The 17,002-nt window shown below is 71.7% G+C and carries 10 protein-coding genes; 8 read left to right on the top strand and 2 right to left on the bottom strand.

Features of this window, described 5'->3' with window-relative positions:
• The first annotated feature begins 191 nt into the window (after positions 1–191).
• The 5 genes from STTU_RS07425 (at position 192) to STTU_RS07405 (ending at position 9,238) form a co-directional block, all read left to right on the top strand.
• Positions 192–1,574: a diaminobutyrate--2-oxoglutarate transaminase family protein gene (locus STTU_RS07425; RefSeq protein WP_043254478.1), complete on the top strand. Its 1,383-nt coding sequence runs from the start codon at positions 192–194 to the stop codon at positions 1,572–1,574.
• Positions 1,575–1,659: 85 nt separating this feature from the next.
• On the top strand, positions 1,660–3,825 hold the full coding sequence (locus STTU_RS07420; RefSeq protein WP_007821349.1) for an IucA/IucC family protein: 2,166 nt from the start codon (positions 1,660–1,662) through the stop codon (positions 3,823–3,825).
• 128 nt (positions 3,826–3,953) lie between these two features.
• Complete coding sequence (locus tag STTU_RS07415) at positions 3,954–4,643, top strand: GNAT family N-acetyltransferase (protein ID WP_007821348.1); 690 nt, start codon at positions 3,954–3,956, stop codon at positions 4,641–4,643.
• 250 nt (positions 4,644–4,893) lie between these two features.
• The gene (locus STTU_RS07410) at positions 4,894–7,074 is read left to right on the top strand and encodes an IucA/IucC family protein (protein ID WP_234019367.1); all 2,181 of its coding nucleotides are present in this window, start codon (positions 4,894–4,896) and stop codon (positions 7,072–7,074) included.
• A gap of 64 nt (positions 7,075–7,138) precedes the next feature.
• Positions 7,139–9,238, top strand: a complete 2,100-nt coding sequence (locus STTU_RS07405) for an ATP-dependent DNA helicase (protein WP_007821346.1) — start codon at positions 7,139–7,141, stop codon at positions 9,236–9,238.
• Between the two features lie 391 nt (positions 9,239–9,629).
• On the opposite strand, the gene lexA is transcribed toward STTU_RS07405, so the two are convergent.
• Complete coding sequence (lexA, locus tag STTU_RS07400; RefSeq protein ID WP_029396911.1) at positions 9,630–10,418, bottom strand: transcriptional repressor LexA; 789 nt, start codon at positions 10,416–10,418, stop codon at positions 9,630–9,632.
• 797 nt (positions 10,419–11,215) lie between these two features.
• Here lexA and nrdR point away from each other — a divergent pair.
• The 3 genes from nrdR (at position 11,216) to STTU_RS07385 (ending at position 16,060) form a co-directional block, all read left to right on the top strand.
• The gene (nrdR, locus tag STTU_RS07395) at positions 11,216–11,692 is read left to right on the top strand and encodes a transcriptional regulator NrdR (RefSeq protein ID WP_050781397.1); all 477 of its coding nucleotides are present in this window, start codon (positions 11,216–11,218) and stop codon (positions 11,690–11,692) included.
• A gap of 455 nt (positions 11,693–12,147) precedes the next feature.
• A complete protein-coding gene (locus STTU_RS07390; RefSeq protein ID WP_043254475.1) occupies positions 12,148–15,027 on the top strand; it encodes a vitamin B12-dependent ribonucleotide reductase in 2,880 nt (959 codons plus the stop codon).
• A 658-nt stretch (positions 15,028–15,685) separates the two neighbouring features.
• Entirely contained in the window at positions 15,686–16,060 is a 375-nt protein-coding gene (locus tag STTU_RS07385; protein WP_234011021.1) for an integrase, read from the top strand.
• A gap of 387 nt (positions 16,061–16,447) precedes the next feature.
• On the opposite strand, the gene STTU_RS07380 is transcribed toward STTU_RS07385, so the two are convergent.
• The gene (locus STTU_RS07380) at positions 16,448–16,984 is read right to left on the bottom strand and encodes a TerD family protein (RefSeq protein ID WP_007821338.1); all 537 of its coding nucleotides are present in this window, start codon (positions 16,982–16,984) and stop codon (positions 16,448–16,450) included.
• Between the last annotated feature and the right edge of the window lie 18 nt (positions 16,985–17,002).

Genomic DNA, 17,002 nt, shown 5'->3' with positions numbered 1-17,002 from the left:
CTCCAACCCCCCGCCCCAGCAGTCGCGTTCCGGTCGCATCGTCGGTTTCCGGCCGACTTCGCCGTGCCGGGCAAGGATCTTCGGATGAGCCGTTATCCGGAGCGGTCCGCGTCGTTGGTACGTACGGGGGTCGTCGGCATGCCCGCCCTCGGCCCCGACACGCCGTTCGCACCGCGGGAGGACCTACCGCCTTGGCCGTGACCGAGTCCGTGCCCATCGCACCGACGACCACGCAGGAAGGGGTGCTGCGCAGGCAGTCCCTGCGGGAGTCGGCCGCGAGGACCTATGCCCGTGCCCTGCCTATCGTCCCCGTCCGGGCCAGGGGCCTGACCATCGAGGGCGCGGACGGCCGCAGGTACCTGGACTGTCTCTCCGGGGCGGGCACCCTCGCCCTCGGTCACAACCATCCCGTGGTCCTCCAGGCGATCAGGGACGTCCTCGACTCCGAGGCTCCGCTGCACGTCCTGGACCTCGCGACCCCGGTCAAGGACGCCTTCGTCACCGAGCTGTTCCGCACCCTGCCCGGTGAGCTGGCCGCCCGCGGCCGTATCCAGTTCTGCGGACCCGCGGGCACCGACGCCGTCGAGGCCGCGCTCAAGCTCGTACGGCGCGCCACGGGCCGGCAGGCGGTGCTCGGCTTCACGGGCGCCTACCACGGCATGACCGCCGGGGCGCTCGACGTCTCGTCGGCCGCCACCTCGGTACGGGACACCCTGCGTCTTCCGTACCCGCAGGACTACCGCTGCCCCTTCGGGGTGGGCGGCGAGGAGGGCGCCGCGCTCGGTGCCCGGCTCGCCGAGAGCTACCTTGACGATCCCAAGTCCGGCGTACCGGAGCCGGCCGGGATGATCGTCGAGCCCGTCCAGGGCGAGGGCGGTGTGCACCCGGCCCCGGATGCCTGGCTGCGCCGTATGCGCGCGCTCACCCGCGCGCGCGGACTGCCCCTCATCGCCGACGAGGTGCAGACGGGCGTCGGCCGCACCGGTGCCTTCTGGGCCGTCGACCACGCGGGCGTCGTGCCCGACGTCATGGTCCTCTCCAAGGCGATCGGCGGCAGCCTCCCGCTCGCCGTCATCGTCTACCACGAGGATCTCGACGTCTGGGAACCCGGCGCCCACGCCGGGACCTTCCGCGGCAACCAGCTCGCGATGGCCGCCGGAGCCGCGACCCTCGCCCACGTCCGCGAGAACGGGCTCGCCGAGCGGGCCAGGCTCCTGGGCGCCCGGATGCTCTCCGCGCTGCGCTCCCTCGCGACGCGCCACGCCTGGATCGGCGACGTGCGCGGGCGCGGACTCATGCTCGGCGTCGAACTCGTCGACCCGGAGGCTGCCAGGCCGGGGTCGGACGGGCCACCGCCCGCCGATGCCGCGCGCGCCGTGGCGGTGCGCAGGGAGTGCCTGCGCCGCGGTCTCATCGTGGAGCTGGGGGGCCGCCACTCGGCCGTGGTCCGGCTGCTGCCCCCGCTCACCCTCACCGACGACCAGGCCACCGCCGTCCTGGACCGTTTCGCCGACGCGCTCGACGCCGTGGACCGCGATCCCCGCGTACGGGCGCCGCGCACCCCACCCGTCTGAGCCGCCCCTCCGCGTGCCAGTCCCCCCACCGGCCCCGTCCCCACAGCCGCGGGGCCACACGATCACGTCCCTCAAGGAAGCGCCCGTGAATCCGAACACCGCACCCGACGGCCGGTACCCCCTCGCCTCCGAGGCCGGAAGTACGAGTTCGGCATGCCCCGAAGACGGTGTCGTCCCCCGGCAGCACACGGCCGCCCCCACGGAACACCTCGACGGCGCCGCGGTCGACCTCCTCGAACACCCCGACGTGCCGACCGCCGCCGAGGCCGCGGCGCTGGAGTCGCTGCTGCGCTGCTGGGTGCGCGAGACCGGCGTCGACGCGGCGGAGCACGGGCCGCTGCGCATCTCCCTGCCGGCCCAGGAGGCGACGCTCGTCGTCCCGGTGCGGTACTGGTCCGCCGCCGGACTGCACCGCTTCGGCCTGCCCCGCCTCGAACACCACGGCCCCGCCCCCGCCCACCCCGGCGGCGCCTTCCCGCGCCGGGCCGTCGTCCGCCAGGGCAGGGCACCGCGCCTCACCGCGCCGCTGGACGCGGCCACGGTCGCGGAGGTGCTGAGCGCGGAGGTCCGCGCGGGGACGGTGACGGACGGCCCGGGACGCCTCGGGACGGCGGCGGACGGTACGGGATACGCCGGGACGACGGCGGACGGTGCGGACCAGGGCGGGAGCGCAGGCGCCGCGCGCGCCACCTCCGTACCGCCCGCCGCCGCTGACGAGCCCGCCCCCACGGTTCCGAGGCAGGCCCCGCCCGCTCCCGACGACGACCTCGTGGCACGCGTCAGGGACTCGGTACGCCGTACCGCCGTCTTCCTCTCCTTCCGCCGCCGCCACGCCGAGGACTCGCCCGCCCCCTTCCTCGCCGCCGAGCAGGCGCTCCTCCTCGGCCACCCGCTCCATCCCACGCCCAAGAGCAGGCAGGGACTCAGCGAGGCGGAGGCCCGGCTCTACTCGCCCGAGCTACGCGGGGCCTTCCCGCTGCACTGGCTGGCCGTGCACAAGGACGTCCTCGCCACCGACTCGGCCTGGACCGAGCGCGGCAGGACCGTTTCGGCCGGACAGCTCACCGAGCGCCTCGCGGGCCCGGGACTCACCCTCCCGCCCGGCACCGTCGCGCTGCCCCTGCACCCCTGGCAGGCTCGCGACCTGGCGCAGCGCCCTGAGGTGCGCGCGCTGGTCGACGCCGGGCTGCTCACGCCGCTCGGCCCGCACGGGGAACCGTGGTCCCCCACCTCGTCGGTGCGCACCGTCTACCGCGCCGAGGCCCCGGCCATGCTCAAGCTCTCGCTCGGTCTGCGCATCACCAACTCGCGCCGCGAGAACCTCCGCAAAGAACTCCACCGCGGCGTCGAGGTCCACCGCCTCCTCCGCACCGGACTCGGCGCCGAGTGGCACGCCGCCCACCCCGGCTTCGACATCGTGCGCGACCCGGCGTGGATCGCGGTCGACGGCCCGGACGGCGACCCGCTGCGCGGCGTGGACGTCATGATCCGCCACAACCCCTTCCCCGCGGCGACCGACGCCGCCTGCCTCGCCGGGCTCGTCTCGCCACGCCCCCTGCCCCCGGTCGGCGGGCACCCCGCCCAGCCGAGCGGGCTCCTCGCGCACGGCTCGCAGGCCCAGCAGCCCATGCGCTCCCGGCTCAGCGAGCTGATCACCCGGCTCGCCCAGGGCACCGGCAGGCCGCGCGGCACCGTCGCCACCGAGTGGTTCCTGCGCTACCTGGAGCGCGTCGTCCGCCCGATCCTGTGGCTCGACGGACACGCGGGCGTCGCCCTGGAGGCGCACCAGCAGAACACCGTCGTCCTGCTCGACGCCGAGGGCTGGCCGAGCGGCGGCAGGTACCGGGACAATCAGGGCTACTACTTCCGCGACTCGCACCGCGAGGCCCTGGAGCGACGGCTGCCGGGCATCGGGACCGAGAGCGACACGTTCGTCCCCGACGACGTGACGGACGAGCGCTTCACCTACTACCTCGCCATCAACAACGTCCTCGGCCTCGTCGGCGCCCTCGGCTCCCAGGGCCTCGCGGACGAGCACCTGCTGCTCGCCGCGCTGCGCGGCTTCCTCACCGGCGCCGCGCACGGCCCCGAAGCCCTCGGCTCCGGACTGCCCGCCCTGCTGCTCGACACCCCGGTCCTGCGCTGCAAGGCCAATCTGCTCACGCGGCTGCACGGACTCGACGAACTCGTCGGCCCCGTCGACACCCAGTCCGTCTACGTACGCTTCCGCAACCCCCTCCACAGCTGCTGACCGCGCGCGGGGCCGGCCCTCACCCGTCGGCCCCGCACCCCCCCCGCGCCGAACCCGCACCGCCCCGCCCGCCCCGTACGCGGACCGCCGCGCCCGTCCCCGTACCGCCTCGAACCGAGGAGTGCACCATGCCCACAGCGGACACCCCCGTCGCGGGGCCCGCGCCCGGCGCCGCCGACAGCGAGGCGCCGGGCCCCGGCATAGCCGGGGCCGGAGGACCTGGCCCGTACCCCGAAGGCGCGACGCCGCCCACCGACGCCCCGCCCGGCGACTGGGCGCCCGTCCCCACGCCGCACGGCCTCTTCCGCCTGCGGCCTGTCGCGCTGCCGCGCGACCTCGTCCTGATCGCGGGGTGGATGAACGACCCCGAAGTGGCGGCGTTCTGGGAGCTCGCGGGCTCGCCCGAGGTGACCGAGGCCCACGTCCGCGCACAGACCGACGGCGACGGACGCAGCGTGCCCTGCCTCGGACTGCTCGACGGGCGGCCGATGAGCTACTGGGAGATCTACCGCGCCGATCACGACGTCCTCACCCCGTACTACCCCGCGCGACCGTACGACGTGGGCATCCACCTGCTCCTCGGCGGCGGCACGGACCGGGGGAGGGGCCTCGGTACGGAGCTGCTGCGCGCCGTCACGTCGCTGATCCTCGCGCACCGCCCGTGCGCCACCCGCGTCCTCGCCGAACCGGACGTGCGCAACGTCCGCTCCGTCGCCGCGTTCCTGCGCGCCGGCTACCGCAAGGACCGCGAGCTGGAACTGCCCGGCAAACGCGCCGCCCTGATGATCAGGGACCGAGCCCCGACTCCTCCCGCCTGACACGCACGCGCCCTGCCGCCTGCCGCCTGTCCCCACACGGCGGGGCTTCGTACCCCGCAGCGGTACGCACTCACTCCGGCACGCCGCGCGGGCCCGGTCACGGCCCGCGCGCGCCGCCGCCCTTCCCGCGCGGGCGTGCGCCTCCCGCCGTACCCGCACGTCCGCACACCGGTCGCCACCGAAGGAGCCCTTCGTGCAGAACCTCCCCGCACCGCGTCCCCGGACAACCGCCGACGAGCTCACCGAGCCCGTGCTCCCGCCTGTCACCGCCCCCGAAGGCCCCCCGCCGTACGGGCTCTTCGCCCCGGCCGAACTGACCCCCGAGCTGTGGCGCGAGGCCGGGCAGCGGCTCCTCGCCAAGATGGTCGCGGAATTCTCGTACGAGGGCCTCTTCGATCCCCGCCCCGAGGACCCCGAGTCGCCCGACGTCCCCTTCCACCACCGCGCCTACCGGCTGCCGCTGGGGCGGCCGGAGGGGATGTCGCGGGCCGGGAGGATAACGGACGGGGCGGTACGCGGTGGCGAGAGTGCGGGGGAGACCGCGCTTCTCTTCCGCGCCGCCCGCAGCGCCTACGGCCACTGGGAGATCGACCCCGGAAGCCTGCGCCTCGACACAAGAGGGGTCGAGGACACGTCGGGCGCCGAACGCACCGGCGACGACCGCGCTTCCACCGGCCCGTACCCCGCCACCGATCCGCTCGACTTCCTCGTCCGCGCCCGCCACGTCCTCGGCCTCGACGGCGCGACGCTCGGGCACCTGCTGCGCGAGCTGAACGCGACGCTCGCCGCCGACGCGCGCCTTCTCCACACCGCCCTGACCAGCGCGGACCTCGCCGAACTCGGGTACGCGGAGCTGGAGGGGCACCAGACCGGGCATCCCTGGATCGTCCTCAACAAGGGTCGCCTGGGCTTCAGCGCGTCCGACGCCGCGCGCTGGGCCCCGGAGGGCCGCGCCGAGGCCCGCCTGCCGTGGCTCGCCGTCCGCACCCACCTCGCCACCTACCGCGGCGTCCCCGGTCTCGACACGCCCGAGCAGCTCTACGCCGCCGAACTCGCCCCCGCCGTGCGGGAGTCCTTCGACGCGGTCTTGACGGGGCGCGGCCTCGACCCGGCGGACTACCTCTACCTGCCGGTGCACCCCTGGCAGTGGGACAGCACCGTGCTGCCCCTGCACGCCGCGGGCGTCGCCGCGGGCGACCTCGTACCGCTGCCCTCGGACGGCGCCCGCCGCCTGCCGCAGCAGTCCATCCGCACCTTCCTCAACCTGGACGACCCCGCGCGCCACACGGTCAAACTGCCGCTCTCCATCCTCAACACCCTCGTGTGGCGCGGACTGCCTACCCGCCGCACGATCGCCGCGCCCGCCGTCACGGCCTGGGTGCAGTCGATACGCGACCGCGACCCCTATCTGCGCGAGGAGTGCCGCGTCGTCCTGCTCGGCGAGGTCGCCTCCGTCGCCGTGCGCCATCCCTTCTACGACGCGCTGCCCGAGGTCCCGTACCAGTACAAGGAACTCCTCGGCGCGATCTGGCGCGAACCGCTCACCCCGCTCCTCGACGAGGACGAACGCGCGCGGACCCTCGCCTCGCTCCTGCACGTGGACCGCGACGGCCGCGCCTTCGTCGCCGAACTCGTCGCCCGCTCGGGCCTCGCGCCGCACGACTGGCTGCGGCGCCTCTTCGGCGCCCTGCTGCCGCCGCTCCTGCACTTCCTCTACCGCCACGGCACCGTCTTCTCGCCGCACGGCGAGAACGCGATCGTCGTCTTCGACGCGCGCGACGTCCCCACGAGGCTCGCGGTCAAGGACTTCGTCGACGACGTCAACCTCAGCGCGCGAACGCTCCCCGAGCACGAGGACATGCCCGCGGAGGTACGCGACATCCTGCTGGCGGAAGACCCCGCCTTCCTCCCGCAGTTCATCCATTCCGGTCTCTTCGTCGGCGTCTTCCGCTACCTGGCGCCGCTGTGCCGCGCCCAGCTCGGCGTCCACGACGAGGACTTCTGGAACCTGGTACGTGCCGAGATCCTCGCCTATCAGGCGCGCTTTCCCGAGCTGAAGGAGCGCTTCGAGCTCTTCGAACTGCTCGGCCCGGAGATCGAGCGGCTCTGCCTCAACCGCAACCGCCTCCACCTCGACGGCTACCGGGACCGCGCCGAGCGGCCCCACGCGGCGGTGGACGGCATGGTGGCGAACCCGCTGCACGGGGACGCGTTCCGGCCACGGGTGGCGGCGGCCGGCGGGCTGGGGGACGGTGCGCTGGAAGGGGGCGCGGCTGGAGGGGAAGTGTCTGACGGGGGTTTGTCCGGAGGGGGTGCGGCTGGAGGGGAGGCGTCCGGCGAGGGCCTGTCCGGAGGGGGTGCGGTCGGACGGAGCGGAGCGGGAGGGACCCCGTCCGGAGAGGGTGCGGTCGGAGGCGAGCCCGTCACATGATCGGACGGGGCCTGTGGACGGAGCGGCGGGAGCTGTCGGTGCCGCGTCGTAGGGTGGTCTGGCTATGACGAAGCCCTCACTCCCCGAGCTCCTGCACGCCGCTGTCGCCGCCGTGGGCGGCACCGAACGGCCGGGCCAGGTGGCCATGGCCGAGGCGGTCGAAGCGGCCATCGACGACGGTTCCCACCTCCTTGTCCAGGCCGGCACCGGCACCGGGAAGTCGCTCGGCTACCTGGTGCCGGCGCTGGCGCACGGGGAGCGGGTGGTGGTCGCGACAGCGACGCTGGCGCTGCAGCGCCAGCTGGTGGAGCGCGACCTGCCCCGTACGGTCGAGGCCCTGCACCCGGTACTGCGCCGCCGCCCCGAGTACGCGATGCTCAAGGGCCGCTCCAACTACCTCTGCCTGCACCGTCTCCACGAGGGCATGCCGAAGGACGAGGAGGAGGCGCTCTTCGACCAGTTCGAAGCGGCGGCACCGTCCAGCAAGCTCGGGCAGGACCTCCTGCGGCTGCGGGACTGGGCGGACGAGACCGAGACGGGCGACCGCGACGGCTTGAGCCCGGGGGTCTCCGACCGTGCCTGGGCGCAGGTCTCCGTCTCCTCCCGCGAGTGTCTCGGCGCGAGCCGCTGTGCCTACGGTGCCGAGTGCTTCGCCGAGACGGCGCGTGAGCGCGCGAAGCTCGCCGACGTCGTCGTCACCAATCACGCCCTCCTCGCGATCGACGCCATCGAGGGCGCCCCCGTGCTTCCCTCGCACGAGGTCCTGATCGTCGACGAGGCGCACGAGCTCGTCGGCCGCGTCACGAACGTGGCCACCGGCGAGCTGAACCCGAACCAGGTCAACAGGGCCGCCCGCCGCGCCGCGAAGCTCGTCGACGAGAAGGTCGCCGACGCCTTCCAGGCCGGGGCCGAGGGCTTCGAACGGGTCATGGAGCTGGCGTTGCCGGGGCGGCTCGAAGCCCTCCCCGAGGATCTCGGGTACGCGCTCGCCGCGCTCCGCGACGCGGCCCGGCAGGTGATCACGGCCATCGGCAACACCCGCGATCGCTCGGTCCAGGACGAGGACGCGGTGCGCAAGCAGGCACTCGCCTCCGTCGAGACCGTGCACGGCGTCGCCGAGCGGATGACCGGCCTCTCCGAGTACGACGTGCTGTGGTGCGAGCGGCACGACCGCTTCGGCGCCTCGCTGCGGGTCGCGCCGCTCTCCGTCTCGGGGCTGCTGCGCGAGAAGCTCTTCGCCGACCGCTCGGTGACGCTCACCTCGGCGACGCTCAAGCTGGGCGGCGACTTCAACGGGGTCGGGGCCTCGCTCGGCCTCGCCCCGGAAGGAGTGGCGGGCTCAGGCGCCCCGGAGACGGACGAACTGCCCGTCTGGAAGGGCATCGACGTCGGCTCGCCCTTCGAGTACCGCAAGCAGGGCATCCTCTACGTGGCGCGCCACCTGTCCCCGCCGGGGCGCGAGGGCTCCCGTACGGACATGTTCGACGAGCTGACCGAGCTGGTCGAGGCCGCGGGCGGTCGCACGCTGGGGCTCTTCTCCTCGATGCGCGGCGCGCAGGCCGCGGCCGAGGAACTGCGCTCCCGGCTCGACGTCCCCGTCCTCCTCCAGGGCGAGGAGACCCTCGGCGAGCTGATCCGCGCCTTCGCCGAGGACCCGCGCACCTGCCTGTTCGGGACGCTGTCCCTGTGGCAGGGCGTGGACGTGCCGGGGCCGAGCTGCCAGCTCGTCGTGATGGACCGGATTCCCTTCCCGCGCCCCGATGACCCCCTGATGAGCGCACGGCAGAAGGCCGTGGAGCAGGGCGGGGGCAACGGCTTCATGGCGGTCGCCGCGACGCACGCGGCCCTGCTGATGGCCCAGGGCGCCGGCCGCCTCGTGCGGGCCACGGGGGACAAGGGAGTGGTCGCGGTTCTCGACCCCCGTCTCGCGACGGCCAGGTACGGGAGCTACCTGCGGGCCTCGCTCCCCGACTTCTGGTACACGAACGACCGCAACCAGGTCCGCCGCTCCCTCGCGGCGATCGACGCGGCTGCGAAGGCGGCGACGGCCGGGACGGCGGCGGTGGGGGCGACGCCCGGGACGACGGCGGGGGCGACGGGCGCGACGGCCAAGGAGCCGGAGGCGGGTTCGGGCGAGCAGGTAGGTGCTGACGCGGAGGGGTGAGACGGGGCGCCACGCGCTCCGTTCAGGGCCGCGCCGAGCGCGCGGATGCCGCCGAGTTGCGGATGCCCGGGCGAGAGTCGATGCGGCTGAGGCTGCGAACGGTACGGGGTGACTGCGTACGGTACGGGGGTCAGCCGCCGGGGCGCCTTGATGGCGCGAGCCTGCGCTGCCGGTACGCCGACGCCCCTGACCCCGGGTCGCGGTGCTGAGCAGACGGGCCTGCCTCTACCCCGCGCGGCCCCGATATCCGGAGCAAGAGGGGAACCGGGGTCGTGGACCGGATTCTTCGGCTCTCTGCCACGGCGTGTGCGCGACGGGCCCCGAGACCGGCGCAGTGAGTCTCAGGGCCCTGCTGAAGGAGGCGGTGCGATGACCACCGGGGGTGTGGCGGTCAGATGCGCCGGAGGACGGCGACGACCTTGCCGAGGATGGTCGCCTCGTCGCCGGGGATGGGCTGGTACGCAGCGTTGTGCGGGAGCAGCCAGACATGGCCGTCCTCGCGCTTGAACCGCTTCACCGTCGCCTCACCGTCGAGCATCGCGGCCACGATGTCGCCGTTCTCCGCCACGGGCTGGCGCCGCACGGTGACCCAGTCGCCGTCACAGATGGCCGCCTCGATCATGGAGTCGCCGACCACCTTGAGGACGAACAGCTCGCCGTCGCCCACGAGCTGCCGGGGAAGCGGAAAGACGTCCTCGACGGACTCCTCGGCGAGGATCGGGCCACCGGCCGCGATCCGGCCGACCAGAGGAACGTAGGAGGCGGCGGGCTTGCCGGTGGTGTCGGCCGGCTGCGGGCTCGGCTGATCCGAGCCGCGCACCTCGTAGGCGCGAGGGCGGTGCGGGTCGCGTCGCAGGAAGCCCTTCCGTTCGAGGGCCATGAGCTGGTGCGCCACGGAAGAGGTGCTGGAGAGCCCGACCGCCTGGCCGATCTCACGCATCGACGGCGGATAGCCCCGTCGCTGCACCGAATCCCTGATCACCTCGATGACCCGTCGTTGCCGGTCGGTCAGTCCGGTGCTGTCCGCCCGGATGCCAGGAGGTCGTCCAGGGAGTGAGCGCGCGGGCTTGCCGCCCTCCTGGAGCGTGGCGCTCTCATTGCCGAGCGCCCGGGCCGGCTGGAATCGTCCCTGGGAGCGGTCCTGGGCAGTGATGGTGGCACTGTCGGCTGTGGTGGTCACATTGGGCCCCTCTCGAATGGTCTCCCTGGCAGCACAACGGTAGTGGCTTTCGAAAGGTTGCGCCAAACACACGTTCGAGTGAAAAACCTGTACTTACCTACCGAGAACGGGGCTTGAGGTGTATGTGGGCGGGGTTATTTCGTGCGGGTAATGGGGGATTGCGCGAACTCGGCTCCGCTGTAGCAGCCTCCTGTTGCGGGCCGGCACTCGAACACCTGAGGCGGCGCTGAGCGTGTGACGCGCGAGGAAGAGGTGGGGGTCGGGGCGTGGGGCGTTGACGAAGCCGGGGTGCCCTCTCGTATACGCGAGGTCCCCGTACGCGAAAATGGGCGCCCCCAGTTTGTCACCCGCGCCAGCCCCCTGACGGGGCACCCCCCGCACCTTTCGCGCGGCGCGCGCGACGTACGCTCGCACCGCTCGGCGCCAACCTGAGCATCACGCTCCGTGTGCACTCTGGCGGTGCGAGTGGCCAAACCCGGCGGGTCGTCCTCGCGCGGCCCGTGGGTGCGGTGTCCGTTCAGGCGATGAATGCGCGCTGGAAGGCTTCCGCTCGTCTCCGCGGGGCGCCCGGTCCGCTGGCCCAGCTTCCGTGCCCGCCGCGCGACACGCGGGGCGCGCTCTTCGGCTGCGAGGCCCCCAAGGCCCAAGATCTAGTGGTCAGCCGTGTGGCACAACCTAGAACTTGTGGTCCGGGTGCTTGGTCCCTGCCGGCATCACCTATGCTGGGGGCTGCTTCCAGGGGCTCAAGTTCCTGGTGGGCGCAGAGTGTCGTGTCGTCTTGGAGGGTGGGAAGTCCCGTGCACTGTCCCTTCTGCAGGCATCCGGACAGTCGGGTCGTGGACAGTCGGACCACTGACGACGGGGCGGCCATTCGCCGCCGCCGGCAGTGCCCGGACTGCACCCGTCGATTCACCACCGTCGAGTCCTGCTCACTGATGGTGATCAAGCGGAGCGGTGTCACGGAGCCCTTCAGTCGTACGAAGGTGATCAACGGAGTGCGTAAGGCGTGCCAGGGTCGCCCCGTCACGGAGGACGCCTTGGCCCTGCTCGGTCAGCGCGTCGAAGAGGCGCTGCGGGCGACAGGGAACGCCGAGCTGAGTACGCACGATGTCGGTCTCGCCATACTGGGGCCGCTTCAGGAGCTGGACCTCGTCGCCTACCTGCGGTTCGCGTCCGTGTACCGGGCGTTCGACTCGCTGGAGGACTTCGAGGCCGCCATCGCCGAGTTGCGCGTACATCCCGAGGTTCCCACCCCGGCGGGCGCGCGCGAGTGAGTGCGGACGTGAACGGCAGTCCACCCGCTACGTAGCCGAAGCGCTGGAGCGGAGCAGATCGGATCGGATCTGCCTGAATGCGGCTACGTCCCATAAGGGGCATCGCCGCACTCGATCGATCACTTTTCGTGATCATTTTTGTTCTTTGAGTAACCAGCTCCGATGACCGCCTCTTCGGTGGCGGGGTGCGGTCGAGCGTGTGCTGTCTCTCCGTAAGGAGAGCGCCACGCGGAGAGATGCGAAAGCGGGGGCCCGGGCGAGCGAAGAAGCCCGGGAGCGGTACGGAGCGTCCCACCGGCGTTCCGTACCAGGTCGGGCCTGTGCGCGTCGTCCCGGCGGTGGGCGACGTATGGGGCCCATGGTCCCCGGGTGGCCCCGGGGAAAGCGGAGAAAACCGCGCCAGGACGGAAGTCTGGGGCGCTACGAGGCGTTGAAGCCTGGTACGAGGAGGCGGCATGACAGAGACGGCGAGTGGTCCGGCACGCGGGACCCGTAAGAACACGAAGGCGGGCAAGGGGCTCAAGGTCGAGCGCATCCACACCACCCCCGGGGTCCACCCCTACGACGAGGTGAGCTGGGAGCTGCGCGACGTCGTCATGACCAACTGGCGTGACGGTTCGATCAACTTCGAGCAGCGTGGCGTCGAGTTCCCCGACTTCTGGTCGGTCAACGCGGTCAACATCGTCACCAGCAAGTACTTCCGCGGTGCCCTCGGCACCCCGCAGCGCGAGACCGGGCTCAAGCAGCTCATCGACCGCATCGTGAAGACCTACCGGAAGTCCGGCGAGGAGAACCAGTACTTCGCCTCCCCGGCTGACGCCGAGATCTTCGAGCACGAGCTCGCCTACGCGCTCCTCCACCAGATCTTCAGCTTCAACTCGCCGGTCTGGTTCAACGTCGGCACTCCCCAGCCGCAGCAGGTCTCCGCCTGCTTCATCCTCTCCGTGGACGACTCCATGGAGTCGATCCTGAACTGGTACAAGGAAGAGGGGATGATCTTCAAGGGCGGCTCGGGCGCCGGTCTCAACCTGTCCCGTATCCGTTCCTCGAAGGAACTCCTCACCTCCGGCGGCAACGCCTCGGGTCCCGTCTCCTTCATGCGCGGCGCCGACGCCTCGGCCGGCACCATCAAGTCCGGCGGCGCCACGCGCCGTGCGGCCAAGATGGTCATCCTCGATGTCGACCACCCGGACGTGGAGAACTTCATCGAGACCAAGGTCAAGGAGGAGGAGAAGATCCGCGCCCTGCGCGACGCGGGCTTCGACATGGACCTGGGCGGCGACGACATCACCTCCGTCCAGTACCAGAACGCCAACAACTCCGTCCGCGTCAACGACGAGTTCATGACGGCCGTCGAGACCGCCGGGAAGTTCGGCCTGCGCTCCCGCCTCACCGGCGAGGTCATCGAAGAGGTCGAGGCGAAGAGCCTCTTTCGGAAGATGGCCGAGGCCGCCTGGGCCTGCGCGGACCCCGGCATCCAGTACGACGACACCATCAACAACTGGCACACCTGCCCCGAGTCCGGCCGGATCAACGGCTCGAACCCGTGCAGCGAGTACATGCACCTGGACAACACCTCGTGCAACCTGGCCTCGCTCAACCTCATGAAGTTCCTCAAGGACGACGGCAAGGGCAACCAGTCCTTCGAGGTGGAGCGCTTCGCCAAGCTCGTCGAGCTGGTCATCACCGCGATGGACATCTCCATCTGCTTCGCCGACTTCCCGACCGAGAAGATCGGCGAGAACACTCGCGCCTTCCGTCAGCTCGGCATCGGCTACGCCAACCTGGGCGCCCTCCTCATGGCGACGGGCCACGCCTACGACTCCGAGGGCGGTCGCTCGCTCGCCGGAGCCATCACCTCCCTCATGACCGGCACGGCCTACCGCCGCTCCGCCGAACTCGCCGCGGTCGTCGGCCCGTACGAGGGCTACGCCCGCAACGCCACGGCCCACAAGCGCGTCATGAAGCAGCACGCCGACGCCAACGGTGTCGCCGTCCGCATCGACGACCTCGACACCCCCGTCTGGGCCGCGGCCACCGAAGCCTGGCAGGACGTCCTCCGCGTCGGTGAGAAGAACGGTTTCCGCAACGCGCAGGCGAGCGTGCTCGCCCCGACCGGCACCATCGGGCTCGCGATGTCGTGCGACACCACCGGCGTCGAGCCCGACCTCGCCCTGGTCAAGTTCAAGAAGCTCGTCGGCGGCGGCTCGATGCAGATCGTCAACGGCACGGTCCCGCAGGCCCTGCGCCGCCTGGGGTACCAGGAGGAGCAGATCGAGGCGATCGTCGCGCACATCGCCGAGAACGGGAACGTCGTCGACGCGCCCGCGCTCAAGCCCGAGCACTACGAGGTCTTCGACTGCGCGATGGGCGACCGCGCCATCTCGCCGATGGGCCACGTGCGGATGATGGCGGCGATCCAGCCGTGGATCTCCGGCGCCATCTCCAAGACGGTCAACATGCCCGAGTCGGCCACCGTCGAAGAGGTCGAGGAGATCTACTTCGAGGCGTGGAAGCTCGGTATCAAGGCCCTCGCGATCTACCGCGACAACTGTAAGGTCGGCCAGCCCCTCTCCGCCAAGAAGAAGGAGGAGAAGAAGGCCGAGATCACGGAGAAGTCCGAGGAGACCATCCGCGCGGCGGTCGAGAAGGTCGTCGAGTACCGCCCGGTGCGCAAGCGCCTCCCCAAGGGCCGTCCCGGCATTACCACCTCCTTCACGGTGGGCGGCGCCGAGGGCTACATGACCGCCAACTCCTACCCCGACGACGGCCTCGGCGAGGTCTTCCTCAAGATGTCCAAGCAGGGGTCGACCCTCGCGGGCATGATGGACGCCTTCTCCATCGCCGTCTCGGTGGGTCTCCAGTACGGCGTCCCGCTGGAGACGTACGTCTCGAAGTTCACCAACATGCGCTTCGAGCCGGCCGGAATGACCGACGACCCGGACGTGCGCCTGGCGCAGTCCATCGTCGACTACATCTTCCGGCGCCTGGCCCTGGACTTCCTCCCGTTCGAGACCCGCTCCGCCCTCGGCATCCACTCCGCCGAGGAGCGCCAGCGTCACCTCGACACCGGTTCCTACGAACCGGCGGAAGCGGAGTCCGACACCGAAGCGCTGGCCCAGTCCGCGCCGGTCCAGAAGACGACGGTCGTGACCGGCACCGACGAGGCCGCCACTCCGGCCCCGCGAGAGGCCCACACCTCCGCCGAACTGGTCGAGATGCAGCTCGGTATCAGTGCCGACGCCCCGCTCTGCCTCTCCTGCGGCACGAAGATGCAGCGCGCCGGCTCCTGCTACATCTGCGAGGGCTGCGGCTCGACGAGCGGGTGCAGCTGACCGACCCGGCGCTCCCTCCGCCTGACGACAGCGAGCGTCCGTCGCGGAGCGCGACACACGGTGCGTGACGCGACGCACGGGTGAAAGGAGGGGGCCGTCCCACTGGGGCGGCCCCCTCCGGCGTACTGGGGCCCGGTGTGCCGTGGGCGGCCCGCATCCGTTCCGCTGCCCGGCGGCCCGCTTACGGTCGACGCTGAACCGTACGAGGCCGCTCGGGGGCGGACCTGAATTTGCCCTGAGGGGACGCGTACCCGGAGGACGGGCCGGGGGAGTCGGCTCGCCCGCTGAGCCGTGCTCCCCGTGGGTGGCTACCGCCGAACTGGCCGTCGACATGTGGACCCGGCACGAGCGGGCTGTTGGCGCGTGGCCTCGACCGATCGGGCTGTCAGCCGCCGCACGGCGCTCGGCTCGACCGGGGCGCCGCACCGGGGAAGGTCCGGTGCCGTGCCTCGTTCGTGTGCCCGCCTCGTGCACCTGGGGGCGGCCGTCTCCGCGGCCCGCAGCGTCCGCGGGGGAGTGACCTTGCCCCTGGTGCCCGCCCTTTTGCCCGCCTCTTTGTAGTACCAGCAGGTCAGCCCGTCGCCCGCTGGTGTCTCCTTTCGCGTGTCCCTCCTCTCCCCGGGCGTAACCACGCCCGCTCTCGCGCGTTGTGCGCGTCGTGACAAGTGCAGCCCACAGCCCGCATGCCCAGCCGGTTTTCGAAGCGATGCTGGACGGCTGGACACGCCAGCAACGGGCGGGCTCCTTGCCGTCGTACACCGTCCAGTCGCGACTCGACCTCGTCTATCGCTTCGCGGTCCACACCGACCGCTACCCCTGGGAGTGGGAACCGGGGCAGGCGGACGCCTTCCTCGACCACCTGCTCTCCGCCCACCTCCGCACCGCCCAGCGTCCCATCGGGCTCTCCACCATCAGCACGTACCGGCTCGCGCTGCGGCTTTTTCTGGAGTATGTGACCGACCCCCGGCACGCGTGGCTGCGGGAGTGCCAGGAGAAGTTCGGTCGTGTGCCCGTACCGATTCCGCCGGAGTGAGAGCGTCGGCTCACTGGCGGGAAAAGGGACGACCTCGGAGCGGGACCAAGGACCCCGGGAGGAGAAGAGTCGGCTGGCCGGCTCCTCCCGGGGTGTACGAGGCCATGTCCACGGCGAAGGTTTCAACGTCCGCGGTGGTGCAGCGGGCTTCGTGAGAGCAATCCTGCCAGCGAAAAAAGCGCCGAAACGGTACTGCGCTCGAATCCTCCTTCGAAAGGGTGACAGAGCGGAGGGCAAGGCAACGCAGGGTCCGGCATGTCGCGTCCTTGATCATTTCGCAGGCTCGGGAGCGCTCCCACGTCACACCTGATAAGCAAGGATGGTGTGGCTTACCGGCTTACCGGCTTACCGCCTGGCCGCTGCTCCCGTTGGGTGGGCCGGACCGCCTCAGCCGGCCTCGGGCTTGCCGCGCAGCAGCTGCAGGAAGTCGGGCAGTTCGGTGTCGTAGCCCCGTACCGTGGGCCGGTAGCCCCAGGCGCCCTCTTCCCCGCGCTGGAACTCGGCGACCACCGCGCCTGTGGCGCCTGCCAGGCTCGTGAAGTCCACGGGGCCGAGCTCGTCGTACCCCTCGCGCAGCCGGATGCCGGGCTGATGCACGTCCGCGAAGGTGCGGTGTCCGCCGTTCTGCTGGATCACCACTCCGATCGCGACCCTGCCGTAAGCCTCGGAGAGCCGGTTGAGCTCCAGGACCATGATCTCGTCGAAGCCCAGGCCCTGACCCGTACGGCTGTCACGGTTGAGGTTGATCGTGCCGTCCGGCGCGCGGTGGTCGAAGTGCACGACGTAGGCCGGTGCGCCGTGCGGGTCTTTCAGTGTGAAAACCGCCGCGACGAGATCCAGGTCCATCGCGGGTGCACCGTGCGGACTCGGGTCCCATTTGAGGGCGACCTCGACCTTCGTGAGTCCCTTGCTCAAGCTCTCCATCGGGCCTTCCCCTCACTC

This window comes from Streptomyces sp. Tu6071, from assembly GCF_000213055.1.
GTDB classification, from domain to species: Bacteria; Actinomycetota; Actinomycetes; order Streptomycetales; family Streptomycetaceae; genus Streptomyces; species Streptomyces evansiae.
This window is presented reverse-complemented; position numbering and strand designations above follow the sequence as displayed.

What these genes read in the sequence shown, in the direction of transcription:
- STTU_RS07390 (WP_043254475.1), top strand. Translation starts at nt 12,148, where the DNA reads ATGACAGAGACGGCGAGTGGTCCGGCACGCGGGACCCGTAAGAACACG.
- STTU_RS07415 (WP_007821348.1), top strand. Translation starts at nt 3,954, where the DNA reads ATGCCCACAGCGGACACCCCCGTCGCGGGGCCCGCGCCCGGCGCCGCC.
- STTU_RS07380 (WP_007821338.1), bottom strand. Translation starts at nt 16,984, where the DNA reads ATGGAGAGCTTGAGCAAGGGACTCACGAAGGTCGAGGTCGCCCTCAAA.
- STTU_RS07405 (WP_007821346.1), top strand. Translation starts at nt 7,139, where the DNA reads ATGACGAAGCCCTCACTCCCCGAGCTCCTGCACGCCGCTGTCGCCGCC.